Annotated in this window: 28 protein-coding genes; 13 read left to right on the forward strand and 15 right to left on the reverse strand. The window is 72.1% G+C overall.

What is annotated here, in order from left to right:
- Positions 1 to 11: 11 nt before the first annotated feature.
- Positions 12 to 1,088: an NADH:flavin oxidoreductase/NADH oxidase gene (locus tag ACSBPH_RS14985; protein ID WP_442575114.1), complete on the reverse strand. Its 1,077-nt coding sequence runs from the start codon at positions 1,086 to 1,088 to the stop codon at positions 12 to 14.
- A 30-nt stretch (positions 1,089 to 1,118) separates the two neighbouring features.
- Between ACSBPH_RS14985 and ACSBPH_RS14990 the strand changes: the two genes are divergently transcribed.
- From ACSBPH_RS14990 to ACSBPH_RS15005, 4 genes are all read left to right on the forward strand, one after another.
- Positions 1,119 to 1,961 (forward strand): ADP-dependent NAD(P)H-hydrate dehydratase, encoded by an 843-nt coding sequence (locus ACSBPH_RS14990; protein WP_442575115.1) that lies wholly within the window; start codon positions 1,119 to 1,121, stop codon positions 1,959 to 1,961.
- 35 nt (positions 1,962 to 1,996) lie between these two features.
- Positions 1,997 to 3,262 carry a glycosyltransferase 87 family protein gene (locus ACSBPH_RS14995; RefSeq protein ID WP_442575116.1) on the forward strand — a complete coding sequence of 422 codons (1,266 nt, stop codon included), beginning with the start codon at positions 1,997 to 1,999 and terminating at the stop codon, positions 3,260 to 3,262.
- Positions 3,263 to 3,277: 15 nt separating this feature from the next.
- Positions 3,278 to 3,616, forward strand: coding sequence for a thiamine-binding protein (locus tag ACSBPH_RS15000; RefSeq protein WP_442575117.1), 339 nt, complete (start codon positions 3,278 to 3,280; stop codon positions 3,614 to 3,616).
- Between the two features lie 169 nt (positions 3,617 to 3,785).
- The gene (locus ACSBPH_RS15005) at positions 3,786 to 4,721 is read left to right on the forward strand and encodes an NUDIX hydrolase (protein ID WP_442575118.1); all 936 of its coding nucleotides are present in this window, start codon (positions 3,786 to 3,788) and stop codon (positions 4,719 to 4,721) included.
- A gap of 1 nt (position 4,722) precedes the next feature.
- On the opposite strand, the gene metX is transcribed toward ACSBPH_RS15005, so the two are convergent.
- Complete coding sequence (metX, locus tag ACSBPH_RS15010) at positions 4,723 to 5,928, reverse strand: homoserine O-acetyltransferase MetX (RefSeq protein WP_442575119.1); 1,206 nt, start codon at positions 5,926 to 5,928, stop codon at positions 4,723 to 4,725.
- 221 nt (positions 5,929 to 6,149) lie between these two features.
- On the opposite strand from metX, the gene ACSBPH_RS15015 reads away from it, so the two are divergent.
- Positions 6,150 to 7,091 (forward strand): hypothetical protein, encoded by a 942-nt coding sequence (locus ACSBPH_RS15015; RefSeq protein WP_442575120.1) that lies wholly within the window; start codon positions 6,150 to 6,152, stop codon positions 7,089 to 7,091.
- Positions 7,092 to 7,186: 95 nt separating this feature from the next.
- Here ACSBPH_RS15015 and ACSBPH_RS15020 read toward each other — a convergent pair whose 3' ends face one another.
- Positions 7,187 to 8,509, reverse strand: a complete 1,323-nt coding sequence (locus tag ACSBPH_RS15020; protein WP_442575121.1) for a bifunctional o-acetylhomoserine/o-acetylserine sulfhydrylase — start codon at positions 8,507 to 8,509, stop codon at positions 7,187 to 7,189.
- 137 nt (positions 8,510 to 8,646) lie between these two features.
- Here ACSBPH_RS15020 and ACSBPH_RS15025 point away from each other — a divergent pair, with 137 nt between their 5' ends.
- Together ACSBPH_RS15025 and ACSBPH_RS15030 are read left to right on the forward strand one after the other, a co-directional pair.
- On the forward strand, positions 8,647 to 9,432 hold the full coding sequence (locus ACSBPH_RS15025; protein ID WP_442575122.1) for an SDR family oxidoreductase: 786 nt from the start codon (positions 8,647 to 8,649) through the stop codon (positions 9,430 to 9,432).
- Positions 9,429 to 10,328: a metal-dependent hydrolase gene (locus ACSBPH_RS15030; protein ID WP_442575123.1), complete on the forward strand. Its 900-nt coding sequence runs from the start codon at positions 9,429 to 9,431 to the stop codon at positions 10,326 to 10,328. The genes ACSBPH_RS15025 and ACSBPH_RS15030 overlap by 4 nt, the downstream gene beginning before the upstream one ends.
- On the opposite strand, the gene ACSBPH_RS15035 is transcribed toward ACSBPH_RS15030, so the two are convergent.
- Positions 10,321 to 11,832 carry an MFS transporter gene (locus tag ACSBPH_RS15035; protein WP_442575124.1) on the reverse strand — a complete coding sequence of 504 codons (1,512 nt, stop codon included), beginning with the start codon at positions 11,830 to 11,832 and terminating at the stop codon, positions 10,321 to 10,323. The genes ACSBPH_RS15030 and ACSBPH_RS15035 overlap by 8 nt on opposite strands.
- A gap of 190 nt (positions 11,833 to 12,022) precedes the next feature.
- Here ACSBPH_RS15035 and ACSBPH_RS15040 point away from each other — a divergent pair, with 190 nt between their 5' ends.
- Together ACSBPH_RS15040 and ACSBPH_RS15045 are read left to right on the forward strand one after the other, a co-directional pair.
- A complete protein-coding gene (locus ACSBPH_RS15040) occupies positions 12,023 to 12,715 on the forward strand; it encodes a uracil-DNA glycosylase (RefSeq protein ID WP_442575125.1) in 693 nt (230 codons plus the stop codon).
- A 9-nt stretch (positions 12,716 to 12,724) separates the two neighbouring features.
- On the forward strand, positions 12,725 to 13,336 hold the full coding sequence (locus ACSBPH_RS15045; protein ID WP_442575126.1) for a GNAT family N-acetyltransferase: 612 nt from the start codon (positions 12,725 to 12,727) through the stop codon (positions 13,334 to 13,336).
- 39 nt (positions 13,337 to 13,375) lie between these two features.
- Here ACSBPH_RS15045 and ACSBPH_RS15050 read toward each other — a convergent pair whose 3' ends face one another.
- The 8 genes from ACSBPH_RS15050 to ACSBPH_RS15085 form a co-directional block, all read right to left on the reverse strand.
- Positions 13,376 to 13,741 (reverse strand): protealysin inhibitor emfourin, encoded by a 366-nt coding sequence (locus ACSBPH_RS15050; protein ID WP_442575127.1) that lies wholly within the window; start codon positions 13,739 to 13,741, stop codon positions 13,376 to 13,378.
- Positions 13,713 to 14,789, reverse strand: a complete 1,077-nt coding sequence (locus ACSBPH_RS15055) for a M4 family metallopeptidase (RefSeq protein WP_442575128.1) — start codon at positions 14,787 to 14,789, stop codon at positions 13,713 to 13,715. Before ACSBPH_RS15055 ends, ACSBPH_RS15050 begins: the two co-directional genes overlap by 29 nt.
- Positions 14,790 to 14,894: 105 nt before the next feature.
- Positions 14,895 to 15,740: an ABC transporter ATP-binding protein gene (locus ACSBPH_RS15060; RefSeq protein ID WP_442575129.1), complete on the reverse strand. Its 846-nt coding sequence runs from the start codon at positions 15,738 to 15,740 to the stop codon at positions 14,895 to 14,897.
- The gene (locus tag ACSBPH_RS15065) at positions 15,737 to 16,558 is read right to left on the reverse strand and encodes an ATP-binding cassette domain-containing protein (protein WP_442575130.1); all 822 of its coding nucleotides are present in this window, start codon (positions 16,556 to 16,558) and stop codon (positions 15,737 to 15,739) included. Before ACSBPH_RS15065 ends, ACSBPH_RS15060 begins: the two co-directional genes overlap by 4 nt.
- Positions 16,555 to 17,508, reverse strand: a complete 954-nt coding sequence (locus tag ACSBPH_RS15070; protein ID WP_442575131.1) for an ABC transporter permease — start codon at positions 17,506 to 17,508, stop codon at positions 16,555 to 16,557. Before ACSBPH_RS15070 ends, ACSBPH_RS15065 begins: the two co-directional genes overlap by 4 nt.
- Positions 17,505 to 18,455, reverse strand: coding sequence for an ABC transporter permease (locus ACSBPH_RS15075; protein ID WP_442575132.1), 951 nt, complete (start codon positions 18,453 to 18,455; stop codon positions 17,505 to 17,507). The genes ACSBPH_RS15070 and ACSBPH_RS15075 overlap by 4 nt, the downstream gene beginning before the upstream one ends.
- Complete coding sequence (locus ACSBPH_RS15080) at positions 18,452 to 19,963, reverse strand: ABC transporter substrate-binding protein (RefSeq protein ID WP_442575133.1); 1,512 nt, start codon at positions 19,961 to 19,963, stop codon at positions 18,452 to 18,454. Before ACSBPH_RS15080 ends, ACSBPH_RS15075 begins: the two co-directional genes overlap by 4 nt.
- Before the next feature lie 146 nt (positions 19,964 to 20,109).
- On the reverse strand, positions 20,110 to 21,048 hold the full coding sequence (locus ACSBPH_RS15085; RefSeq protein ID WP_442575134.1) for an alpha/beta fold hydrolase: 939 nt from the start codon (positions 21,046 to 21,048) through the stop codon (positions 20,110 to 20,112).
- A gap of 61 nt (positions 21,049 to 21,109) precedes the next feature.
- Between ACSBPH_RS15085 and ACSBPH_RS15090 the strand changes: the two genes are divergently transcribed.
- From ACSBPH_RS15090 to ACSBPH_RS15105, 4 genes are all read left to right on the forward strand, one after another.
- Entirely contained in the window at positions 21,110 to 21,586 is a 477-nt protein-coding gene (locus tag ACSBPH_RS15090) for a carboxymuconolactone decarboxylase family protein (RefSeq protein ID WP_442575135.1), read from the forward strand.
- Complete coding sequence (locus ACSBPH_RS15095) at positions 21,583 to 22,302, forward strand: tyrosine-protein phosphatase (protein WP_442575136.1); 720 nt, start codon at positions 21,583 to 21,585, stop codon at positions 22,300 to 22,302. Before ACSBPH_RS15090 ends, ACSBPH_RS15095 begins: the two co-directional genes overlap by 4 nt.
- 51 nt (positions 22,303 to 22,353) lie before the next feature.
- Positions 22,354 to 22,818, forward strand: a complete 465-nt coding sequence (locus ACSBPH_RS15100; protein WP_442575137.1) for an SIP domain-containing protein — start codon at positions 22,354 to 22,356, stop codon at positions 22,816 to 22,818.
- A 102-nt stretch (positions 22,819 to 22,920) separates the two neighbouring features.
- Complete coding sequence (locus ACSBPH_RS15105; protein WP_442575138.1) at positions 22,921 to 23,235, forward strand: hypothetical protein; 315 nt, start codon at positions 22,921 to 22,923, stop codon at positions 23,233 to 23,235.
- 91 nt (positions 23,236 to 23,326) lie between these two features.
- On the opposite strand, the gene ACSBPH_RS15110 is transcribed toward ACSBPH_RS15105, so the two are convergent.
- The 3 genes from ACSBPH_RS15110 to ACSBPH_RS15120 form a co-directional block, all read right to left on the reverse strand.
- Positions 23,327 to 23,800, reverse strand: coding sequence for a Fe-S oxidoreductase (locus tag ACSBPH_RS15110; RefSeq protein WP_442575139.1), 474 nt, complete (start codon positions 23,798 to 23,800; stop codon positions 23,327 to 23,329).
- The gene (locus ACSBPH_RS15115) at positions 23,797 to 24,618 is read right to left on the reverse strand and encodes an arginase family protein (protein WP_442575140.1); all 822 of its coding nucleotides are present in this window, start codon (positions 24,616 to 24,618) and stop codon (positions 23,797 to 23,799) included. The genes ACSBPH_RS15110 and ACSBPH_RS15115 overlap by 4 nt, the downstream gene beginning before the upstream one ends.
- Before the next feature lie 93 nt (positions 24,619 to 24,711).
- Positions 24,712 to 25,473, reverse strand: a complete 762-nt coding sequence (locus tag ACSBPH_RS15120) for a PspA/IM30 family protein (RefSeq protein ID WP_442575141.1) — start codon at positions 25,471 to 25,473, stop codon at positions 24,712 to 24,714.
- Positions 25,474 to 25,506: the final 33 nt, after the last annotated feature.

Genomic DNA, 25,506 nt, shown 5'->3' on the forward strand with positions numbered 1-25,506 from the left:
CCGTGACCCGTTTACCGGCGGTGCGGGCGCGCCCGCAGGTACTGCACGGGCCAGTAGTCGATGTCTGCGCCGACCTCGCCCGCCGCGCGCAGCGCGAAGTGCGGGTCGCGCAGCCACTCGCGCGCCGACATGATGGCGTCGGCGTCGCCGCGGCGGAGGATCTCCTCGGCCTGAGCGCCGCTGTCGATGAGACCGACGGCGCTCACCGGCACGCCGGCCGCCTCGCGCACGTGCCGGGCGAGGTGCACCTGGTATCCGGGACCCGGGACGATCCGCTGGTGGGCGACGAGCCCGCCGCTGGAGATGTCGAAGAAGTCGGCGCCGCGCTCGGCGGCCCAGGCGGCGACCGTGGCGGTCTCTTCGACCGTCCAGCCGCCCTCCGCCCAGTCGGTGGCCGAGAAGCGCACGAACACCGCTGCATCGGGGGCTTCGGCACGCACGGCGTCGACGACCCGCAGCAGCAGGCGCGCGCGGTTCTCGAGCGTGCCGCCGTACTCGTCGGTGCGGTCGTTCGACAGCGGCGAGAGGAACTCGTGCAGGAGATAGCCGTGCGCGGCGTGGATCTCGAGGATCCGGAACCCGGCCGCGAGCGCGCGTCGCGTCGCGGCGGCGAAGTCGTCGACGATCTTCTCGATGCCCGCGATGTCGAGCGCGAGGGGCACGTCGTAGCCCTCGAAGGCGATCGCCGACGGGGCGACGGTCGGCCAGCCGCCGTCGGAGGCGGGGACCGTGCCGCGCTGCGGGGCGAACGGCGACCACGTCGAGGCCTTGCGGCCCGCGTGCGCGAGCTGGATGGCGGGCACGGCGCCGCGCGCCGCAATCGCCGCGACGATCGGCTTCCAGGCGGCCACCTGCTCGTCGTTCCAGATGCCGGTGTCCTCCGGCGAGATCCGCCCTTCGGGCGAGACCGCGGTCGCCTCGGTCATGACGATGCCCGCGCCGCCCGACGCGAACTGCGCGAGGTGGGTGTGGTGCCACTCCTGGGGAACCCCGTCGACGGCGCTGTACTGGCACATGGGTGCGACCCAGAGCCGGTTGCGGACGTCGAGCCCGTGGATCGTGATCGGGGTGAACAGGGGAGAGGTCATAGGGCGCTCCTGCGCGGCTAGGGTGTGCAGATGGGCGGATCGTGGTCGAGTTCGGACGTCGCCGGGGTCCTTCGGAGGCCAACGGCATCCGACGACAAGTATTCCCGGGGGGTGCTGGGCATCCGCACCGGGTCGGAGCAGTACCCCGGTGCCGCGGTGCTCGGCGTCGAGGCGGCGTGGCGCACGGGCATCGGAATGGTGCGGTACGTCGGAGCAGCGCGCGACCTCGTCCTGCAGCGTCGACCCGAGACGGTCACGCAGGACGGGCGGGTGCAGGCGTGGCTCATCGGATCGGGGATGGATGCCTCGGCCCGCCGTGACGACGAGACCCGCGCGCTGCGCGCGATCCTCGCGGGCGAGGCTGCCGTCGTCGCGGATGCGGGCGCGCTGGATCTGGTCCCCGGAGCCGCGGCACCCCTCGTCGTGACGCCGCACGCGAGCGAGCACGCGAAGCTGCGCGTGGCGCTGGGGCTCGACGAGCCCGTCGGCGACGGCCTCGAGGCCCGCGTCGCCGCGACCGCCGAGACGGCAGCGGCCCTCGGAGGCGCCGTGCTCCTCAAGGGCAGCCACACCGTCGTCGCCACGCCGTCGGGCTGGACCACGGTCGTGGAGGCCGGCACGCCGTGGCTTGCGACAGCCGGCACGGGCGACGTCCTCGGGGGAGTCATCGGCGCCCTCGTCGCCGCGGCGGCGGCCGACGGCGCGCTCGGCGCGGAACGCCTCGCCCCCCTCGCCGCCTCGGGGGCCTGGCTGCACGGCCGGGCCGCGGCGTTCGCCGCGTCGGCCGCGGGAGCGGGCGGCGGACCGATCACCGCGCTCGACGTCGCAGACGCGCTGCCTCGCGTCGTGGCCGAGGCGCTCGCCGCCGGCTGAGACGAGGCCTCGGACTGCCCCTCTAGGATGAGGGGGTGTCGAGGCGGGCGGTGCTGTGGATCGCGTTCGTCATCGTCCATGTCGCCGTCGCGGTGCTCGGGTTCCTTCTTCCCAATGAGCCGATGGGCGACGTCTACCGGGTGTACGAGCCCTGGTCTCGGGCGTGGCTCGCGGGCGTCGACATCGAGCCGGTTCTCGCGGCGCAGTTCCCCGCGAGCTCGGAGCTCGTCGGGATCACCGAGTCGTGGGTGTACCCGCAGCTCGCGATCGTCCCCATGCTCGTCGCGTGGCTGTTCTCGTGGATCGCCGGGTACGAGATCGCGTGGGCGATCCTCGTGACGCTGTGCGACGCGCTGGCTTTCGCCATGCTCGTCGGCCGCGGCCGCTCGACGGGCAGGTGGGTCGCGGCCTGGTTCTGGCTGGCGTTCATCGCCGTCCTCGGCCCCGTCGGGATGTACCGTCTTGACGGCATCACCGTGCCCCTCGCGATCGCGGGAAGCCTGTGGCTGGTCGGGCGCCCGTGGATCGGCGGAACGCTCCTGGCGGTCGCGACGTGGATCAAGGTGTGGCCGGCGGCCCTCATCGCGGCGGCGGTCATCGCCGTGCGGCGGCGGCTCGCGGTGCTCGGCGCCGGCGTCGCGGTGTCGGTCGCGGTGGCGGTGTGGGTCATCTCGATGGGCGGGGCGGAGCATCTGTTCGGCTTCATCCTCGATCAGACCGACCGCGGGCTGCAGCTCGAAGCGCCCGTGAGCACCGTGTACCTGTGGCAGGCCGTCGCCCGTATGCCCGGCTCGATGATCTACTACGACCAGCACCTGCTGACCTTCCAGGTCACCGGCCCGTTCGTCGACACGGTCATCGCCGTCATGACCCCGCTCCTCGTCGTCGCCGTCCTCGCCGTCGCGGGGATCGGCGTCTACAAGGCGTGGCGGGGAGCGTCGTTCGCGGCGCTGTACCCCAACCTCGCGCTCGGACTCGTGCTCGCCTTCGTCGTCTTCAACAAGGTGGGCTCGCCGCAGTACATGACGTGGATCGCCGCACCGATTGTCGTCGGTCTCGTCATCGACCGCAGTCGCTGGTGGAAGCCCGCGACGCTCGCGCTCGTCATCGCGGGCTTCACCCTCGCGGTCTACCCGCTCGCGTACTACTCGCTGCTGCTCGCGTGGCCGTTCCCCGCGGCGCTGCTCACGATCCGCAACGCCCTCGTCGTGGCGCTCTTCGTCTGGATCGTCGTGCGCCTGGTCGGCGTGCGCATCCACCCCCACGTGCGCGCCGCACGGCGCGCACAGACCCTCGCCTGACCCCGGGAGGACCCCATGCTCGTCGCCTTCTCCGTCGCCCCCAGCGGCACCGGTCGCGCGGACGGCTCCGTGCACGACGCCGTGGCCGCGGCCGTGCGCGTCGTCCGCGAGAGCGGTCTGCCGTCGCGCACGACGTCGATGTTCACCGAGATCGAAGGGGAGTGGGACGAGGTGTTCGCCGTCGTCAAGCAGGCGACCGAGGCCGTGCTGCCCTTCGGCTCCCGCGTCTCGCTCGTCCTGAAGGCCGACATCCGGCCCGGCTTCACGGGCGAGCTCGATGCCAAGGTCGAGCGCCTCGAGGAGGCTCTGGCCGATGACGGCTCCTCGCTGGAGGACCCCGACAGCCCCGCGTGACGCGGGCCGCGGCATCCGTCCCCTGCTCGACTTCGTGAGCCCGTCCGGCCTTCCCGCGCGCCACGCCATCCCGAACCCGTGAGCCTCCATCTGACCGCCGAGAGCGCGGGTGCCACCCACGGTCTCGGCGCTCAGATGGAGGCTCAGCGGTGGGACGTAGGCTGAGCGGGTGTCAGAGCCGACCTCGCCCGAGCGCGCCGAGCCCGAAGCCGCCGGGCCCGCCGGGGCCGAGCGCGAGACCGCCGGGCCCGAAACCGCCGGACCCGAGACCGCCGGGCCCGCCGCCGAGCGCGAGACCGCCGGGCCCGCCGGGGCCGAGCCCGAGACCGCCGCGCGCGGATTCGCCGGGCGCGCCGCGCCTGCGGGCGCCGACCGCGCGGCGCGGGCGCTCGCCGATGTCGTCGGCGAATCGCGGCCGCGGCTTCCGGACGACGGCCGCGACCCCGAGGTACCCGTCGCCGCGACGGTCGTCGTGCTCCGCGACGGGGACGCGGGACCCGAGGTGCTCATGCTCGAGCGCCCCGACCGGGGCTCGTTCGCCGGGGCGTGGGTGTTCCCCGGCGGCAAGGTCGACCCGGGCGACCGCGCGACCGACGGCGAGTCGGAGGAGGATGTCGCGCGACGCGCGGCGACCCGCGAGACGTGGGAGGAGGCGGGCCTGGAGATCGACCCGGAGGCCCTCTGGACGGTCTCGGTGTGGGACCCGCCGCCGGGGCTGGCCCTGCGCATCCGGACGTGGTTCTTCGCCGTCCGCGCGGGGGAGGGCGAGGTCGTCCTCTCGCCCGACGAGGCCGTCGCCGCCGAGTGGGTCGACCCTGCCGCGCTGCTCGCGCGGCACGGCCGGGGCGAGGTGACCCTCTACCCGCCGACGTGGGTCACGCTGCGCACTCTCGCCGGTCAGCCCGACGTCGAGGCCGTGCTCGCGACGCTTCGGCTGGCCGGCTTCCGCAGCTTCGAGACGGTCGCGCGGCGGAGCGAGGGCGGTCCCGTCCTGCTCTGGCAGGAGGATGGCGAGTACGACCTCGACGCGGGGGACGCGGCATCCGTCGCCCGTCATCGCCTCGAGATCGGCGCGCTCCCGTGGATCTACACGCGCACGGACTGAGTCAGGCCTCGAGCAGCCGGCGCAGGTGAGCGCCCACGGCCTGCGTCTCGATGAGGAAGCCGTCGTGGCCGAAGTCGCTCGAGAGCACGACGGCACGGTCGCCGTCGAGCGTGTTCGGAATGCTGCGCGCGATCCGGTGCTGACCGTCGATCGGGAAGAGACGGTCGCTGTCGATGCCGAGCACGAGGGCCTTCGCCGTGACGCGGGCCAGGGCATCCTCGACGCCGCCGCGATCGCGGCCCACGTCGTGCGAGTTCATCGCCTCCACGAGCGTGATGTAGCTGTTGGCGTCGAAGCGGCGCGTGAAGCGGTTGCCGTGGAAGTCGAGGTACGACGCGACGGCGAAGCGTCCCCCGTGCCCGAGCGGGCTCACCCCCGACTGCCACGAGCGCTGGAAGCGCTGATTGAGCTCCGTCGGGCTGCGGTAGTTGAGGAGCGCCATGCGGCGCGCGAGCGCGAGCCCGCGGTGCGGCCCGTCGCCGTCGCCGGCGTCGTAGTACTCGCCGTTCTGGAAGCGCGGATCGATCGAGATGGCCTCGATCTGCACGGAGTTGAGCGCGATCTGGTCGGCGGTGTTGATCGGGGGAGCCGAGAGCACGCCGACGCGCGCGACGCGCTCCGGAAGCGAGATCGCCCACTCCAGGGCGTGCATGCCGCCCATCGATCCGCCGAGGACCGCGGCCCAGCGGTCGATGCCGAGGGCGTCGGCGAGGCGCACCTGCGCCTGCACCTGATCGCGGATCGTGAGGTACGGGAAGCGCGAGGCCCACTCGTAGCCGTCGGGCGCGATGCTCGCGGGACCGGTCGAGCCCTGGCATCCGCCCAGCATGTTGGGCGCGATGACGAACCACTGGTCGGTGTCGATGGGGGCGCCCGGTCCGACGATGTCGTCCCACCATCCGGCGGTCGGATGCCCCGGCCCCGCCGGTCCGCGCACGTGGCTGTCGCCCGTGAGTGCGTGGAGGACGAGCACGGCGTTGTCGCGGGCGGCGTTGAGCTCGCCCCACGTCTCGTAGGCGAGCCGGTAGGCGGGAAGCTCCCGCCCGCCCTCGGTGCGGAAGGCGCCGAACGCCGCGAAGTGCCGGTCGCCGACCGGGTCGCCGTCACGCCACGCGCCGGTCGCGGGAGGGCGGCCGAGCAGGAGGCGGGCGTCGGCCTCCGTCACCGGTGCCGAGGGCACGGTGTCTTCGGAGGTCTGCCAGTCCATCACTCCAGTCTCGCCGATCCCGCCGGGGGCGCGCTGACTGTTACAGGTCGGCCGGTGTGGGGTCGTTCCGAGGCGGCGGGTGAAATGGGGGACGCGTGTGGTCGGCACCGGGGTCGTGAGGCAGCCATAGGCGTCCCCGAAGTGGGCGGCCAGGGGGAATCGGGGACGCGTGGGGCCGGGTCCGGGCCAGTCGTGTCGCTGGCCGGGAGTACCTTGCACGCATGGACGTCATGGACTACTTGAAGCAGGGCGACCCGTCGATCCGGTGGCAGGTGCTGCGCGACCTCGAAGGGGCGTCGGGCGACGTCGTCGCGGCGGAGCGGGCCAAGGTCGCGACCGAGGGCTGGGGCGCGCGGCTGCTCGAGCTTCAGGCCGAAGACGGCTACTGGGACGGCGCCGTCTACCGGCCGAAATGGGCCGAACAGTACGCCAACTTCTTCGACACGTGGTCGGCGACCCACTTCAGCCTGCAGTCGCTCATGGATCTGGGGCTCGACCCGCAGACCCCGCAGGCTCGCCGGGCGCTCGACCGCGTCGAGCAGAACGTGCGGTGGGACTACAACGACGAGCTGTACTTCCAGGGCGAGGTCGAGCCGTGCATCAACGGCGTCGCCCTGTCGGTCGGCGCGTATTTCCAGAGGGATGCCTCGCGCATCGCGCACACGATCGTCGAGACGCAGCTCTCCGACGGCGGCTGGAACTGCTGGGCCGAGAACGGCGAGGGGGTCGGGTCGTTCCACTCGACGATCTGCGCGCTCGAGGGGCTGCGCGACTGGGAGGCCGCGACCGGCGGCACCGAGGAGAGCCGCGAGGCGCGCCGACGGGGCGAGGAGTATCTGCTCGACCGGCGGCTGATGTTCCGCGCATCGACGGGCGAGGTCATCGACCCGCGCTTCACGATGATCACCTACCCGACACGGTGGTACTACGACGTCCTGCGCGGCGCCGACTACTTCCGCACAGCGCGGCCCGGGCGGGACGCGCGCTGTACCGAGGCGATCGACCTCATCCGCTCCAAGGCGCTGCCGATGGGCATGTGGAGGATCGAGAACGAGCACCAGGGTGCGACGCAGGTGGCGTACGAGGCCGAGTCCGAGGGGTTCCCGAGCCGTTGGGTCACGCTGCGCGCGCTGCGCGTGCTGCGCTGGTGGGATGCCGGCTGAGCCCATGAGACGACGGATGCCTCGACCCGAAGGGGCCGAGGCATCCGTCGTCCGTCCGGCTCACGTGCCGGCGATGGTGGAGGTCCGTCGCGAGGTCAGGCGCGAGCCGCCTCCGAGACCCGGCGCGCGGCCGCGAGCGCCTGCTCGAGGTCGGCCTTCAGGTCGTCGATGTTCTCGAGGCCCACCGAGAGGCGCACGAGGCCCGGCGTCACGCCGGCCGTGAGCTGCTGCTCGGGCGTGAGCTGCGAGTGGGTCGTCGAGGCGGGGTGGATGACGAGCGAGCGCACGTCGCCGATGTTGGCGAGGTGGCTGAACAGCGTGAGGCTGTTGACGAACTCGCGACCGGCCTCGACGCCGCCCTTGAGCTCGAACGACAGCACCGCGCCGACGCCCTTGGGGGCGTACTTGTTGGCGGCGGCGTACCAGGGCGACGTGGGCAGGCCCGAGTAGTTGACGGATGCCACGTCCTCGAGGTTCTCGAGCCACTCGGCGATCTCCTGCGCGTTCTGCACGTGACGCTCGATGCGCAGCGACAGCGTCTCGATGCCCTGGATCAGCAGCCACGCGCTGTTCGGGGCGATCGCCGAGCCGAGGTCGCGGAGCAGCTGGACGCGCGCCTTGATGATGTACGCGAGTCCGTCGCCGACGGCCGCCGTGTACGAGGCGCCGTGGTACGAGGGGTCGGCCACCGTGAGGCCGGGGAACTTCTCCACGTTCTTCGACCACTCGAAGGTGCCGCCGTCGACGATGACGCCGCCGATCGTGGTGCCGTGGCCGCCGAGGAACTTCGTCGCCGAGTGGATGACGATGTCGGCGCCGTGCTCGAAGGGCTTGATGAGGTACGGCGTGGCGATGGTGTTGTCGACGATGAGCGGGACGCCGGCGGCGTGCGCGAGCTCGGAGACGGTCGAGATGTCGAGGACGTTGATCTTCGGGTTGCCGATCGTCTCGGCGAAGAAGAGCTTCGTGTTGGGGCGGACGGCCGCGCGCCACTCCTCGGCGTCGTCCTGGTTCTCGACGAACGTCGTCTCGATGCCGAGCTTGGCGAGGGTGTACTTGAAGAGGTTGTAGGTGCCGCCGTAGATCGACGACGACGACACGATGTGGTCGCCCGCCTCGGCGATGTTGAGGATCGCGAACGTCGACGCCGCCTGGCCGCTCGCGACGAGGAGGGCACCGGTGCCGCCCTCGAGCGCGGCGATGCGCTCCTCGACGACCGCCTGCGTGGGGTTCTGGATGCGCGTGTAGATGTTGCCGAACTCGGCCAGCGCGAACAGGTTCGCGGCGTGGTCGGTGTTGTCGAACACGTACGACGTCGTCTGGTAGATGGGGGTGGCGCGTGCCTTCGTGACCGGGTCGGGCTGGGCGCCCGAGTGGATCTGCTTGGTCTCGAAACGCCAGTTCTCGGGTGCGGACATGACTGCTCCTGCGGGGTATGAGGGGGCACGCGGCGGGCGTCGCGGCCTCGTCCGAGCGTACGGACGCGCCTCCCGGCCGCCAACGCGGGGGAAATGTTACGTAATCCACCGCGGGGCGCCCGGGCTAGCGTGGAGGCATGACACGACGTGCGGTGGTGACGGGCGCGAGCTCGGGAATCGGTGAGGCGACGGCGCGGGCTCTGCGCTCGTCGGGATGGGATGTCGTCGCGGTCGCGCGGCGGGCCGAGCGCCTGCAGGCCCTCGAGGCCGAGACCGGCGCGGTCGCCTTCGCCGCCGATCTCACGAACCCCGCTGACATCGACGCGCTCGCGGCGTGGCTCGACGAGAGCGGGCCCGTGCACGCCCTCGTGCAGGTAGCGGGCGGGGCGCGCGGCACCGATCGCGTCGAAGACGCGAGCGCCGAGGACTGGCAGTGGATGTACGACGTCAACGTGCTGAGCGCGCAGCGCCTCGTCGCCGCGCTCCTGCCGCTCCTGCGCCAGGCGGCGGTGGGCGGGCACGCCGACACGGTGTTCGTGACCTCCACGGCGGCGCAGACCGCCTACCCGGGCGGCGGCGGCTACAACGCCGCCAAGGCGGCGGAGTCGATGCTCGTCCACGCCCTGCGCCTCGAGCTGAACGGCGAGCCGATCCGCGTCGTCGAGATCGCCCCCGGCATGGTCTACACCGAGGAGTTCACCCTCAATCGACTCGGCGGCGACCGCAACGCGGCCGAGCGCGTGTACCAGGACGTCGAGGCTCCGCTCACCGCGGCCGACGTCGCCGACGTCATCGCCTACGCGGTCAACGCCCCGGGGCACGTCAACCTCGACCTCGTCACGATGCGCCCCGTCGCGCAGTCCGCGCAGCACCTCCTCGCCCGCGGCCCGCTGCGTCCGCGCGATCAGGCGACACGGCCGTGACCGCCCTCTCGCCCACGCGCGTCACCTACCCCGCCGGCGCGACGACGTCGACGGGGACGATCGTGCATGTGACGGATGCCGGGGCCGGCCGCTTCGCCGTCGTGCTCGACGTGACCGCGTTCCACCCCGTCGACACGGCGTGGCCGGATCAGCCCGCCGACCGTGGGACGCTGCGGATCGGCGACACCGTCCACGACGTCGTGGATGCCGTCGTCGGAGCGACCACGGGGGAGGAGCTCCTCCTCGGCCCCGACGTGCCGGTGCGCACCGGCACGGAAGGGTGGACCTTCGTCGTCGCGCACGTCGCCGAGGGCGAGGCGCCCGAGGTCGGCCAGACCGCCGAGGTCGAGGTCGATGCGCAGCACCGGGCGGCGCTCTCGGCCGGGCACACGGCGTGCCACCTCGCCTCGCTCGCACTGGACGCGGCGCTCGCGGAGGCCTGGACCAAGCCCGCCCCGACCGATGCGCTCGGCGCGCCGGCCTTCGACGCGCTGGCGATCCAGGAGTCGCGCATCCGCCCCGACGGCTCGGTCGACACGTACCGCATCGGAAAGTCGCTGCGCCGCAAGGGCTTCGACCCGTCGGCGCTGGGCGATCTGGACGCGCTCGCCGCGCGCGTAGACGCGCTGCTCGGCGAGTGGATCGCCGCCGGCGGCGCCGTGCGCATCGAGACGACGGGCGAAGCGCTCGCCGACCGCCGCACGTGGGTCTGCGAGCTCCCCGGCGCCGAGGTGCGCATCCCGTGCGGCGGGACGCATGTGTCCTCGCTCGCCGACCTCGCGTCGGCGACAGTGGCGTTCCACAGGCGCGAGGCCGAAGGCGGCGTCGAACTCGTCATGACGACGACGGCCGTGCGCTCCTCGGCCGGCGGGGGCGCGGCATCCGTCGTCAGATGACCTGAGACGTGCCGGAGGCGGCCTCCGCTTCGTCCACGGGGCTCTCCGAATCGGCGAAGGCGACCTTCGGCACGAAGAAGAGCAGGATCGCGGCAAGGAATCCGCCGCCCGCGCAGACCGCCCACACGGTCATGTAGCCGCCGAGCGACGCCGCCGTCTGGCTCGCCACGGCACCCGCCCCCGCGGCGAGCACGACACCGAAGACCGCCGAGGCGAACGTGCCGCCGATCGTCTTCGTCGTGTTGGTGAGGGCGGAGGCGATGCCGGTCTGCCCGCGGGGCGCCGCCGCGGCCGCCGCGGCGGGGAGCGCCGCGACGAGCGCTCCCGAGCCGACGCCCGCGATGGAGAGGTTGAGCAGCACCTGCCAGAGCTCGAGGTGGAAGGGGAGGAACAGCGTGTACCCGATGCCGACGAGCGCGCTCGCGCCGATGAGGATGACGCGGGGATTCGCGCGCCGGGACGTGATCGCGAAGAGCACGGCGCCGACGATGAGCGAGACGAGGTACACCCCGATGACGTTCGAGCGGGCCGTGGCATCCAGCCCCAGACCGTACCCGAGCGAGGAGTCGGTGCCTGCGTACGTCGAGAGGGGACCCTGGGCGCCGAGGAGGCTGATGCCCACGAGGAACGCCGTCGCCTGGACGGGCCACATCTCGGGCCGCCGGAGCACGCGGATGTCGATCGCGGGATCGTCCTGTCGCAGCTCGTAGCGGACGAACCAGACGAACACCGCGATGCCGGCGGCGAGGAGCCCGACGACCCACCACCACGCGCCGGGGCCGAGGGAGAGTTCGCCGATCATCCGCATGTAGACGAGCGCTCCCGTCACGAGGAGAAGCCCCCACGCGAGGATGACGAAGCCCCCGGTGTCGAGGGACCGGCCCGGGATCGGCTCGGACTCGGGCACGGCGATCCAGATCACCAGGGCGATGAGCGTCACCGCGATCGCGGGGACCATGAGCGTCACGGTGAGGTCTCCGCCCGTCGCGGCGAAGATCCGGCCGGCCGCGAGGGCACCGATGATCGCGCCGGCCTCGAGGCCCACGACGAGGAGCCCCGCGGCGCGGCGCGTCGTCGACACGCCGCGGTTCTGTCGCCGGCCGCGCTCGAAGATGAGCGCGATCTCCAGCGGCAGCCACACGACGTAGAAGCCCTGCAGCGCCCACGCCGCGAGGAAGCTCCAGAAGTCGCCCGCGAAGGCGAGCCACCAGCTGGCGCCCGCCGTGAGGATCGCGGCCAGCAGCAGGATCCGCTTGTGCCCGTACATGTCGCCGAGCTTCGCGAGCACGGGCAGCACGAGCGCCGACAGCAGGAGCTGCGCCGCTTCGAACCAGTTGACGTCGGAGTCGTGGATGCCGAGTTGGCTCACGATGTCGCTGAACAGCGGCACGTAGAACCCTTGAAGGATGCCGCTGGTGAGCTCGACGAGGATGAACCAGCCGATGAGGCCGGCCGTGATGCCGAGCGCGGAGCCGCGCAGGCGATCGGTGGGCGACGTTGACACGAGGGGACCCTACTCCCCGTGGGGCCTTGCGCCTCTCCGGCGCGCTGTCGCCCGGGCGCCGGAGCGGAGGCGCTGGGCTCGCGGCCGCGTGGCGCGTGAGACGACGGCCCGCCGCTTTAGTCTGGAGGGCGTGACGGATGCAGCGGCAGAACGCGACGACACCCTCGCCGACGAGCGGCCCGCGTAGCCGATGGCCAGGACGCTGCCCGAGCTCGCAGAGGCCGGCCTCATCGACCCCGACTGGGCGACGGCTCTGCAGCCCGTCGCCGCCGAGATCGCGTCGCTCGGCGAGCGGCTGCGCGCGGAGGTCTCGGCGGGTCGCCCCTACCTCCCCGCGGGCGACCGTGTGCTGCGGGTCTTCCAGCGCCCGCTCTCCGGTGTGCGGGTGCTCATCGTCGGGCAGGACCCGTATCCGACGCCGGGGCATCCGATCGGGCTCTCCTTCGCCGTCGACCGGCAGGTGCGCCCGCTGCCGCGGAGCCTCTCTAACATCTACCGCGAGCTCGAGACCGATCTCGGCATCCCGCCCGCGCCGCATGGCGATCTGTCGGGGTGGAGCGACCAGGGCGTCATGCTGCTCAACCGCGTGCTGACCGTCGCTCCGGGTGCGCCGGCGTCGCACCGCGGGTGGGGCTGGGAGAAGGTGACCGAGCACGCGATCCGCACTCTGGCGGCCCGCGAGCAGCCGCTCGTGGCGATCCTGTTGGGGAAGGATGCCGCGAACCTCCGCCCGATGCTCGGTGAGACGCCCATCATCGAATCGCCGCATCCGTCACCGCTGTCCGCGAGCCGCGGGTTCTTCGGCTCCCGGCCGTTCTCGCGCGCCAACGCGCTCCTCGAGGGGCAGGGCGCCGCCCCGATCGACTGGGCGATCCCCGCGTAGGCTGGTCGCATGCTGGAGGAGGAGTACGAGCGGTCGCGTCGCCGGCTGCCGCAGCATCTCCAGAAGCAGCCCCAGCCCGAGCGTCCGTTCTCGTACTCGATCCGGCCCGTCGAGGAACGTGACATCCCCGACATCCGCGAGATCTACAACCACTACGTCACGAACTCGGTCGTGACCTTCGACGAGAGCCCCTGGACGATCGCGCAGTGGCGCGCGAAGCTCGCCCACCTGCACAAGCTCGGCATGCCGTTCCTCGTCGCCGAGGCCCCGACAGGCCAGATCCTCGGGTACGCGCTCGTCCAGCCGATGTCGACGAAGAGCGCGTACCGCTTCTCGGTCGAGAACACGATCTACCTCGGCCAGGCCGCCGCGGGCAAGGGTCTCGGCCGCGCCCTGCTGGAGGCCCTCATCGCGGCGTGCGAAGAAGCGGGCATCCGCGAGATGGTCGCCGTCATCAGCGACAAGGGGGCCGAGGCATCCATCGCCCTCCACGAGAAGCTCGGCTTCGTCGAGGTCGGGCGCATGGGCCGCGTCGGGTTCAAGTTCGGCCGCTGGCTCGGCACGATCTACCTGCAGAAGCACCTCAAGCCCGTGAAGAAGAAGGGCCTCTTCGGGCGCTGACCGGAGGGCCGCGACGGCGGGCGCTGAGTGGGCCGGGCCTCAGGCCCGGCTTCTGCCGGCGTTCCAGGTGAGGACGGCGTCGACGAGCTCGCGCCACGGTCCGGTGAGGGCGCGGTCGGGAAGGTCGGCCCGGCGATCCTCGTCGGGGCCGCACTGCGCGCGGATGTTCCACTGGAAGCGGTCGGCGCTGTGCGGGTCGGTCCGCGCGGGCTCGTCCCACGGGCAGCGCGAGATGAGTTCGCTCCAGACGGATGCCTCGTCCTCGCGGGGCTCGGCGGTCCAGGCCTTCGTGAGCCCCGCGAATCCGCCCGTCCGGGTGACGGCGACGACGACGGGCGGCGAGCCCTCGCTCGGCTGCTCGTCGGGCGGCTCCTCGTCAGGCCGCGGGCTTCTCGATTCGCTCATCCCCGATGACGCCGACCTCGGTCCACGCGTCGCGGACGGCCGACACCTCCTCCGATGTGACACCGTACTCCGCTTCGGCCGTCTGGATCGTCGCGGCAGCGAACTCGGCGAAGTCGGTGGTGGGTGTGAGCCCGCCCGACGTGAGGGTGCGGTACCAGATACGCCCCGCCCCTTCCCATGCGTGGCCGCCGAGCGTCAGCGCCGCGAGCGCGAACGCGCGGTTCGGGATGCCGGAGTTGATGTGCACCCCGCCGTTGTCGCCGGTCGTCACGACGTAGTCGCGCATGTGGGCGGGCTGCGGGTCTTTGCCGAGCACGTCGTCGTCGTACGCCGTCCCCGGGTCTTTCAGCGAGCGCAGTGCCCGGCCCTGCACGGCCGGCGTGAAGATCCCCTCGCCGATGAGCCAGCTCGCCTGGTCGGCGGTCTGCCCCCGCTGGTGCTGGTCGGCGAGGGCGCCGAAGACGTCGGAGATCGACTCGTTGAGCGCGCCCGACTGGCCCTGGTACTCGAGGCCACCCGCCGCTTCGGTCACGCCGTGGGTCAGCTCGTGTGCGATGACCGTGAGCGAGTTGGTGAAGCCGGTGAAGATCTGGCCGTCGCCGTCACCGAACACCATGCGCTCGCCGTTCCAGAAGGCGTTGTCGTAGTCGGTGCCGTAGTGCACCGTCGCCAGGAGCTGGCCGCCGGCATCGTCGATGCCGTTGCGGCGGTACGCGTCCCAGTAGAAGTCGAACGTGGCCCCGAGGCCGTCGAACGCCTCGTCGGCGGCCTCGTCGCCCGTCGGCGGATCGTCCTCGCTGCGCACCCTCACGCCCGGAAGCGTCTCGCGACCCCGCGCATCCGAGATCGTGCGGTCGGGTGCGGGGCCCGTCTCGGCGACGAGGCTGCCGTCTTCGCCGATCGAGAGCCGCAGCCGCGACCGCTCGGGGCGGTAGTCGCGCTTGCCGGCGAGCGTCGCCCGCGCCGCCTCGGCGGCATGCGCGAGGTGCGGCTCGGTCGCAGCCGCGATGCGGGCCAGGAGATACGGCGGAACGATCGCGTGCCTCATGCTCCGAGCGTACTGAGCGGGGCCGACACCGCGCCGATCGCCGCAGGTCAGGATGCCTCGGGCCGATCGCGGCGGGTCAGCATGCCGCGGGCCGATCGCCGCGGGTCAGGATGCCGCGGAACCGGGGTCGATCACCGGGATCGACGCCAGGAGGCGCCGCGTGTACGCGGCCTGCGGCTGCAGCAGCACCTTCTCGGTCGGGCCCTCCTCGACGATGCGGCCGTCCTTCATGACGACGACCTCGTCGCACAGGTTCTGCACGACGCCGATGTCGTGCGAGACGAGCACGAGCGTCAGGTTGTCGCGGCGGCGCAGGTCGGCGAGGAGGTCGAGGATCTGCGCGCGCACCGTGACATCGAGCGCCGACATCGGCTCGTCGCCGACGAGAAGACGAGGGCGATGGACGATGGCCCGTGCGATCGCGATGCGCTGCCGCTGCCCGCCCGAGAACTCGTGCGGGAAGCGATCGGCCATCTCGGGTTCCAGGCCCACCTGCCGCAGCACGTCCTGGACGCGCGCGCGCCGGCCCTCGCCCCCGGGTTCGCCGTCGCCCCCGAGGCCGAGGGCCCACAGCGGCTCGGCGACGATGCGACCGACGCTCATGCGGGGATCGAGTGAGGCGTACGGGTCCTGGAACACCATGCCGGTGTCGCGGCGCAGCCAATGCAGCGCGCGGGCGCCGGCCGCGGCATCCACTCTCCGTCCGTCGAACTCGACGGAGCCGGCCGTCGGGGCGTCCAGTGCGAGGAGGAGGCGCACGAGCGTCGACTTGCCCGAGCCGGACTCGCCGATGATGCCGACGGCGCTGCCCTCGGCGACATCGAGGTCGGCGTCTTCGAGAGCGGTCGAGGTGCGGGCCTTCTCGAAGAGCGTGGCCTTGGGGATCGCGAAGCGCCGCGTGAGTCCACGGGCCCGGAGAAGCGGCGGAGCCGGCGACACGGGCCCGGTCACGACACGCCTCCCGAGGGCGCGCCCGGGCCCGTGGCGGATCCGCCCGGACGCCACAGCGTCGCCGTCGCGTCGCGCAGGAGCCCCTGCGTCACGGCCGACGTCGGTGCCGACAGGAGCGTCGCGACCGGCGCCTCCTCGACGACGCGGCCCTCGTCGAGCACGATCCCGTGCGTCGCGATGCGCGACAGCACCGCGAGGTCGTGCGTGATGAACACGAGCGACATGCCGTCGGTCTCGACGAGGGAGAGGAGGAGATCGAGGATCTCGGCCTGGATCGTGACGTCCAGGGCCGTCGTCGGCTCGTCGGCGATGAGCAGCCGCGGCCGGCAGGCGAGGGCGGTCGCGATCGCGACGCGCTGCCGCTGCCCGCCCGACAGCTGATGCGGGTATCGGGCGACGATCCGCTCCGGGTCGGGGAGGGCCACGCGCCGCGCCTCTTCCACGGCCCGCGTCTTCGCCTCGGCGCGGGTCACGCGCTGGTGGATGCGCACCGACTCGGCGATCTGCCTGCCCACCGTGCGGATGGGGTTGAGCGCCGTGCGGGGCTCCTGGAAGACGATGCCGATGTCGTCGCCGCGCAGCCCGGCGAGCTCCTTGTCGGGCAGGCCCAGCAGCTCGCGGCCGTTCCAGCGGATCGATCCGCCGGCCGTCGCCCCGTCGGGGAGGAGTCCCATGATCGCGAGCGCCGTGAGCGACTTGCCCGAGCCCGACTCGCCGATGAGACCGACGCGAGCGCCGTCGGGCACCTCGAACGAGACGCCGTCGACGACACGGCGGCCGGCGATGTCGATCGTGAGGCCCTGCACCTCGAGCGTCACGAGACCACCTCCGGCACGTGCGTGCGGGCGCGCCGCGCCGCCCCGCCGCTTCGCGAGAGCGTCGGGTCGGTCGCTTCGCGCAGCCCGTCGCCGAGCAGGTTGAGGCCCAGCACCGTGAACGTGATCGCGAGCCCCGGCCAGACGACGGAGAGCGGGTACACCGTGATGAACTGCTGCAGCTCGGCCAGGAGCAGCCCCCACGAGGGCTCGGTCACGGGCGCGCCGAAGCCGAGGTACGACAGTCCCGCCTCGGCGAGCACCGCGACGGCCATGGCCCACGAGAGCTGCACGATGAAGACGGGCGCGACGTTGGGCAGGAGATGCCGCACGAGGTTCTGCGCCGGAGTGAGGCCCGCCATGCGGCCCGCCAGCACGAAGTCGCTGTGCAGCACGCGGCGCAGCTCCGGCCGCGTGACGCGGGCGATGTTGACCCCGAAGCCGATCCCGACAGACCAGATGACGACCCACAGCGATCCGCCCCACACGGCCGAGATCATCATGGCGATGATGAGCACCGGGAACGCGATGAGGATGTCGACGAAGACGGCGACGGATTCGCGGATCCAGCGTGCCGTCAGCGCGCCCAGGGCGGCGAGGGCGACCCCCACGACGGTCGCGATGATGCCCGCGCCGACCGCCACGATCACGGTCGTGCGCGCGCCCGCCAGGATGAGGCTCAGGATGTCGCGTCCCGACCCGTCCGTGCCGAAGAGGTGGGGGAGGCCCGGCGGAGCCCACCGTCCGCGTACGTCGACCTGCTGCGGGTCGAACGGCGTCCAGAAGGTCGCGACGACGGCCGACGCGACGACGACGGCGACGACGATGAGCCCGAACCGGCCGGTCGACAGCGCCCACAGCCGGCCGAGCCACGCCCAGCGCGACGGGCGGCGGCGGGACGCGGCATCCGCCCGGCGCGAGCGGCGCGTCTCGGGAACGGGACGAACACTCATGCCGCCTCCCGCTGCCGAGGATCCATGGCGCGGTGGGCGAGGTCGACGACGAAGCCGACGACGAGCACGAAGCCGGTGAGGGCGAGGAGTTCGCCCTGCACCTTCGGGAGGTCGCGCGCGCTCACGTCGGCGACGAGCATGCGCCCGATGCCGGGGAGCGTGAACAGCTGCTCGATCACGACGGCGCCGACGATGATGCCGGCGACCTGGAGGCCGAGCACCGTCACGACCGAGAGGCCGACGTTCGGGAGGCCGTGGCGGATGAGGGCGGCGTCGCGCGTGAGGCCCTTCGCGGCCGCCGTGCGGACGTAGTCCTGCCCGACGGCCTGGAGGGTCGCGCTGCGGACGAACCGCAGGAGCATCGCGCCTTCGACGATGCCGATCGTGAGCGCCGGCAGGACGAGGGACCGCACAGCCGCCGCGGGGTCGGACCATCCCGCCCGCGGAAAGCCCTGCGCGGGGAGCCATCCCAGCCACACGGCGAAGACGACGACGAGGATCATGCCCGCCCAGACGACCGGCACCGCCGCGAGGGCCTGCGAGCCGACGCTCAGGGCCGTCCCCGATGCCCGGCCGCGGCGCATCGCGGAGAGGACGCCGAGGGGGAGGCTGAAGACGAGGGCGATCGTGAGGGCGAGGATCCCGAGGGGGACGGTGACCTGCGCCTTCTCGATGAGCTCGTCGCTGACGCTGGACCCCGTGAGCAGCGACGTGCCGAGATCGCCGCGCAGCACGCCGCCGATCCAGTCGGCGTACTGCATCACGAGGGGTTCGCCGAGCCCGAGGTTCTGCCGGATCGCGTCGATCTGCTCGGGCGTGCTGCTGGTGCCGGCGATCAGCTGCGCGACGTCACCGGGGAGCACCCGCAGCGTCAGGAAGATGAGCACGCTGGCGACGAACAGACCGAGCAGCAGCAGGGTCAGCCGTGTCAGCGTGTACCGGATCACCCCTTGCTCTTGGCCAGCTGCGAGAGGTCGAGGCGCTCGTTCACGTTGATCGAGGGCATACCCGTGATGTTAGTGCCGACCGCCACGACGGAGGCGCCGTTGAAGAGCCAGTCGGCCGCGGCATCCTCCGACACGATCCTGGCCGCCTTCTTCAGCAGTTCGGCCGCCTTGTCGGGGTCGGTCGCGGCGACCGACTGCGCGTAGAGGTCCTGCACCTCGGGGTTGTCGTAGGTGAAGTAGTAGTCCGGGTTCGCCCAGTTCTCGAAGTCTCGGGCCTCGGTGTGCAGCACGAAGCTCAGGTCGTAGTCCTTGTTGATGTAGACGTCGTTGAGCCACGTCGGGAAGTCGACCGAATCGACCTTGAGCGTGATGCCGACGTCGTTGAGGTCGGAGACGAGGATCTGCGCGATGGTCGTCGGGTAGAAGTTCGGGATCGTCAGCGTGAGCGCGAGATCCTTCACGCCCGCCTCCTTCAGAAGGGCCTTGGCGGCTTCGGGGTCGTACGGCGCAACCTTGGAGAGGTTTTCGTAGCCGGGGTCCAGCGACGGGATCGGACCGTACAGGGTCTCGCCCGAGCCCGCCGCCTCGATGAAGGCCTCGTGGTCGATGGCCTGGCGGATCGCCTGGCGCACGCGCGCGTCGGCGAGGGGCCCGGAGGTCTGGTTGAAGGCGAGCGTGCCCTTGTCGGTCGAGGCGCCGAGCACGAGCTCGAAGTCGCCCCCCGCCTCGATCTTGTCCTTCAGGTTCGCGTCGAACCCGGTCACGACGTCGACCTCGCCCGCGAGGGCGGCGTTGAGAGCGGCCTGATTGTCGGGGATGTAGTCGAAGACGACCTCGCCCACCTTGGCCGCATCGCCCCAGTACGCGTCGTTGCGGGTCAACGTGATGCTGTCGCCCTGGCGCCAGCTGCTCAGCACGAAGGGTCCGGTGCCGTTGGCCTTGGTCTTGTAGTCGACGGTGTCGCCCTCCTTGAGGACGAGCCCTGCCCGGCCGGTGAGGTTCCACAGCAGCGTCGAGTCGGGAGCGCTGAGGGTCAGCGTGATCGTCTGGCCGTCCGCCGTGATCGTCTGCACGTTCGCGAGCCGCGACGAGTCCGACCACTCCGGCGTGTTCTTGCGGGTCGTGAGCGACCACACGACGTCCTGCGGAGTGAGCGGCTGACCGTCCTGGAACGTCACGCCGTCGCGGAGGGTGAAGGTGTAGGTCAGCCCGTCGTCCGAGATCTTCCAGTCGGTGGCGAGCGAGGGCACGATGTCCTGCTCGGGCGTGCGCGCGACGAGCCCCTGGTAGACGTTGTCGATCAGGATCTGGTCGAGGGCGGCACCCGCCGTCTGGCGGATGTCGAGGTTGCTCGGCTCGAGGACGAGACGGATGACCGCGGACGCGTCGGGGTCGGGCGCTCCCGTGCTGGTGGGCGTGCTCGTCGTGCCGCCGGTGGTGCACGCCGAGAGGAGCAGTGCCCCGGCGGCGAGGAGGGCGGTCGCGGCGAGTGCTGTGCGGCGAAGCATTGCTGTCCTTTCGGGAGGATCCGGTGCATCCGAGGCGCGGGAGTTCGCGGTGCCGAGCGCGTTCCGGCGCTCTTCGTGCCGAGTGACCAGCCTAGGCAACCTGCGAGGGTGGCGAGCGCCGCTCGCCGGACAACGAAACAGAAGTGTTAGCGCCTGCGCGCCAGGCCGGCGACGAAGCGCGCCAGGTCGACGGGCCGCTCCTCCTGCACGTTGTGGCCCGACTCCATTTCGACGACGGATGCCGCGGGCACCCGCTCGCGGAACGTCAGGGTGTCGTCATCCGTCAGATATCCCCGCGTTCCGCGCACCAGCGTGAGTGGCGCGGTGATGTCTGCGAGGTCGGTCCAGCCGCTCTCGGAGAGCACCGAGGCGAGGGCGTCCGTTCTGCTCGCCGCCTCCTCGGCGAGCTCGCTCGAGGCGGCCATCGCGTTGGCGAGATGGGCGAAGTGGTGCTTCCACTCCACGCGGCCGTCGGCGCGCACGCGGCTGTTGTGGAAGACGCCGCGCTCGGCGGCCGTGCGCGAACCGCCGAGTCCGAAGGCCAGCGCGCGCTCGACGAGCTCGTCCCGTGACGCCCAGTCGGTGGGGCCCGCGAAGAACTGCCGCAGCTGCGACGCTCCGCCCTGGGGGTCCAGGCCCGGCGTGATGTCGATGACGACGACCTCCCGCACGAGCTCGGGGCGGGAGGCCGCCACCGCCGCCGCCGTGAGGCCGCCGAGCGACTGCCCGACGAGCACCTGCGGCCGGTCCGTCCACGCCGCCATGCCCTCGGCGACGTCGGGGGCGAGCGTCCGCCCGGTGTAGGCGGCGTCGGCACGCCACGACGAGTCGCCGTGACCGGGGAGGTCGATCGCGAGGGCGGGGAGTCCGAGCGCGAGGATCGTCGTGTCCCACGTGTGGGCGTTGAGCCCCGCGCCGTGGAGGAACGTCACTTCGGGCGCGGCTTGGCCGTAGCGCAGCGCACTGAGCGTGCGCCCGTCGTCGAGTGCCAGCGTGAGGCGCTCGCCGCGGGGGACGGGGGCGTCGAGGCCGATGTCGGCGGACTGGTCGGGAAGGAACGAGAACTCGTCGGCGGGATCGCTCACCCGGCCATTCTGCCGCGCGGGCCGGGGCCGAGGCATCCGTGGTCGTCATAGGCTGAAAGGCATGAGCGAAGAACGTCGCGTCCACCTCTCCCGCTCGGCCCCGGACGCCTACAAGACGCTCGACGCCTTCTCGAAGACCGTGGGGGGCATCGCGGGCGAGGCGGGGATCGACGATCGGCTCAAGGAGCTCGTGCAGATCCACGCGTCGCAGCTGAACGGCTGCGCGTTCTGCGTGCGCGTGCACGTCGACCGGGCCGTCGCAGCCGGCCTCGACGCCGACCTCATCGCGCAGCTGGCGACGTGGCGCGAGTCCGGCGTGTTCACCGAGCGCGAGCGAGCCGCCCTCGAGCTCGCTGAGGCCTTCACCTTCATCCACGACGGGGGAGTGCCCGACGAGGTCTACGACCACGTCGGCGGCATCCTCAGCGAGGACGAGTACGTCGCGCTGAGCTGGATCCTCGTGTCGATCAACGCCTTCAACCGCGTCGCGATCGCCGGCCGCTACCCCGTGCCGCCGCGCACCCGCAGCAAGGCATGAGCGATCCGCTCGTTCCCGGCGCCGTCAACCTGCGAGACGTCGGGGGACTCCCCGCGGGCCGCGGCCGCACGCGGTCGGGCGTCCTCTACCGGTCGGGAAATCTGGCGCAGCTCGAGCAGCCGGGGGTCGAGGCGCTCGCCGGGCTCCGGCTCCGCCGCATCATCGACCTCCGCGACGACGAGGAGGTCGCCCACGCCCCGAGCCGGCTCGGCACGCTCGAGATCACGATGCAGCGCGCGCCGCTGTTCCTCGGGTCGGTCGCCTCGTTCTTCCAGGACGACATCCCGCTCGACGAGATGTACCGGCGGATCGTCGACGATTCGGCGAGCCGGGTCGTCGAGGTCGTGCGCGGCATCCTGGCCGACCAGCCCGTGCTCGTGCACTGCACCGTCGGCAAGGACCGCACGGGGGTGACCGTCGCGCTCGCCCTCGCGGCGGCGGGGGTCGACCGCGAGGCGGTCGTCGCGGACTACGCGCGCACGGAGGCCTTGCTGCCGCCGTGGCGCAACGCGCACGTCGTCGCGAAGCTGCGCGAGATGCATCCGGAGGCCGTCCACCTCGAGGACCTCGCGACCCGCTCGCCCGCGCCTGTCATGACCGCGCTCCTCGACGACCTCGCGGCGAGGTTCGGATCGCCGGCGGAATACCTGCGCGCGCACGGGATGACGGATGCCGAGCTCGACGCGCTCGGCGACGTCCTCGTCGCCGGTACCTGAGGGGTTGCTCAGGTTAGGCAACCCTATCCTCGCGGTATAGTGGGGATCGAGATGACCGACACCACCGAGCACAACGCCGCCGCCTGCCGCGCGTCGCGGCACACACGGGTGCAGCATCTCATCACGGCCGACGAGTCGTCCCTGGCCGAACTCCAGGCCCTGCTGGCCACGCTGCCGATCTGCTCGACGGGTCGCATCTTCATCGAGATCCCGGATGCCTCGTGGCAGGCCTCGCTCTCGGCGCCGGCGCGCATGGTGGTCGCGTGGCTCGACCGCTCGCGGCGCAGCGGCGACCCGGGAACCGGCAGGGCGTGCGCGCCCGGCCAGGCGCTGACCCGCGCCGTCACGGCGTGGGCCGACGAGATGCTGTGCACCGACGACGACCACACGCGCATCCATCTGCTGGGCGGCTACCTCGGAACTGCCGACATCGTCGACCACCTCACTGAGCGCCTCGGCATCCCGGTCTCCTCTATCCACGCCCCCGCGGAGTACAACCTCACCAACGCCGGCTGACGCCGGCTGGCGCACCGAGGCCCTTGACGCCCCCGTGCCGCAGGAGTTCGATGGGCGCCGACGGGCGATGGCGCCCGCCGACTCATGTGCAAAGGGGAAGTAATGATGCGCAAGAAGCTGATGCTGGGGATTGCCGTGGGGACGATGCTCGCACTCGGAGGCGCCGGCGGCGCGTTCGCGGGCGAGATCGGCGGCAACGGACAGGAGACGCAGGGCCCGAGCCATGCCAATTCGGCATGCGTGTACTCGGGGCTCGAGGACGGATCAGAGGGTGGGCCCTCGGGGCCGGGCGTGACGCAGAACTGGGGTCAGATCCCCCAGGAGCTGCGCAAGGCGTGGAGCACGCGCGGCGCGTCGCAGGTGAACACGCCCTTCGGCGAGGAAGGGTGCAACGCCCACCTCTACCCGAGCAAGTAGCAGTCGCAGAGGTGCGGCAGGCTCGCCTGCCGCACCTCCCGCGTGTCAGGGGGGCGCGCGCCGCCGCGTGGCCGGGGCCGGCGCCCGTGCGTCAGGACGTCGTGCGCCGCGCCGGGCGTCGCGGCACGTAGTTGCCGGCTTCGAGCCCGGCCTCGATCTCGAAGCGGTTGCGAAGCGCATCGCGCCCCGCGAGGAGGTAGAGGAACGGCATGAGGAGGCCGTAGCGCCGCCACTGCCGCGCGTGGACGGCCTCGTGCTCGAGGAGCCGATCGGACGGATCGGCCTCGCCGGTGAGGAAGCATCCGCCGACGCACACGCCACCGCGCGCGAACGTCCAGCCGGGAAGGCCGCGGAAGATCCAGAGCCCGTGGCGTCTCTCGACCCGGCCCGTGCTCCACAGGCCGCCCCAGATCCAGCCGACCGCCGTGCCGTACCAGTAGCCGACGCGGCTGATCGGCGAGTCGAGGAGGAAGGGCGGGATGAACCGGTCGAACCGGCGCCCGCGCTCGACCGCCCTCTCGGCGGCGGCCTCCCATCCGGCCGGAGGCGTGGGGATGGGGCTCACGCCAGCGCCCCGACGACGCGGAGGATGGCGCCGAGGTCGTCGCCCGCCGCGGCCGGCGAGCTCGGCGCGAAGCCGGCGATCGTCGCGCCGACGAGGGGCGCGACCTCGCGCACCGCGCCGATCGCCGCGACGAGCTCGGCCACGCTCAGTCCGAAGGGCACGGGCGCCATGACGCCGGTGAGGGTCGCGGGGTCGAGTACGTCGAGATCGACGTGGATGTACACGCCGGTCGGGCCGATCGCCCGCACGGCCGCCGCGAGGGCATCGGGCGAGGCGAGCTCGGGCGCGTCGAGGATCGTGAGCCCGATCGCGTCGGCGCGCGGCTCCTCCTCGGCGTCGTAGTCGCGGGCTCCGGCCAGCACGATCCGGTCGGGTGCGACGAGGCCGGGCTCGAGCGCAAGGCCCTCCGGTCCCTCGCCGAGGACGGCGCTCAGCGCCATGCCGCCGAAGGCGCCGGAGTGCGAGGAAGACGCCGTGTGGAGGTCGGGGTGCGCGTCGAACCAGACCACCGCGAGCCGCTCCTCGCGGCGGGCGGCGACGCCGATGGGCCCGACGCTGACTCCGCAGTCGCCGCCGACGACGATGACGGGCGGTTCCTCGGCCGAGAGCGTCGCCGCGACGATCTCGCTCGTGCGCAGCAGTGCACTGTACCGGTGCACACCCGTCTCGAGCTCCTCACCGGCCTCGAGGGGCACGTCGATCGTCGTGCAGGCGTTTCGCGGCAGGTCGCCCGCGATCGCCTGGGCGCCGTCGATGAGCTGCATCGCGCGAGGGGAGGGTGAGCCCTGCCACTGGGGGACGATCAGGAACCGAGCCATCCTCACATCATTCCTCAGCGCGGGGCTCGACGGTCCGCCGCCATGCGAAAGGGCGTCGCGACATGGTGTCGCGACGCCCTTTCCCGGCACTGCTTACGGCGTGTACGGCGCGCTGGGGGCGTCGATGGCCGCCTGGCTCGGCGCCTGTCCGCCCTTGAGGGCCGCGAGGCGCGCCTCGACCTCGGTCAGCTCGCCGACGTCCTCGAGCTGGTTGAACTGGGCGTCGATGCTCGAGGCCGCGAGCTCCTGCTTGCCCTGTGCGAGCGCCTCCTGGCGGCGGATCTTGTCTTCGAACCGCCCGAGCTCGCTCGTCGGGTCGAGCACGTCGATCGACTTGACGGCGTCGTGCACCTTGATCTGCGCTTCGGCGGTCTTGGCGCGGGCGAGCAGTTCGGAGCGCTTCGCCTTCAGCTGCTCCAGCTTCTGCTTCATGCCGTTGAGGCCGTCCTTGAGCTTGTCGACGACCTCGGTCTGCGACGCGATCGTCGGCTCGACGGCCTTCGCCTGGTTCTCCTCGCTGATCTGGCGCTGGAGGGCGATCTTGGCGAGGTTGTCGAACTTGTCGGCGTCGGCGATGTTGCCCTGGCCGCGCAGCTGGTCGGCCTTGCGCGATGCCGCGAGGGCCTTGCTGCCCCACTCCGAGGCGGCCTGGACGTCCTCCTGGTGGTCGCGCTCGAGCAGACGCAGGTTGCCGATCGTCTCGGCGATCGCCGACTCGGCGTCGGCGATGCTGTTGGTGTAGTCGCGCACCAGCTGGTCGAGCATCTTCTGCGGGTCCTCGGCCGAGTCGATGAGCGCATTGACGTTCGCCCGGACGAGCGTGGAGATGCGACCGAAGATGGACTGCTTTGCCATCGGTTCTTCCTTCCTGTCGAAGTGTGTGATTCA

Origin of the sequence: Microbacterium sp. F51-2R (genome assembly GCF_052180235.1) — a bacterium.
Classification (GTDB): Bacteria; Actinomycetota; Actinomycetes; order Actinomycetales; family Microbacteriaceae; genus Microbacterium.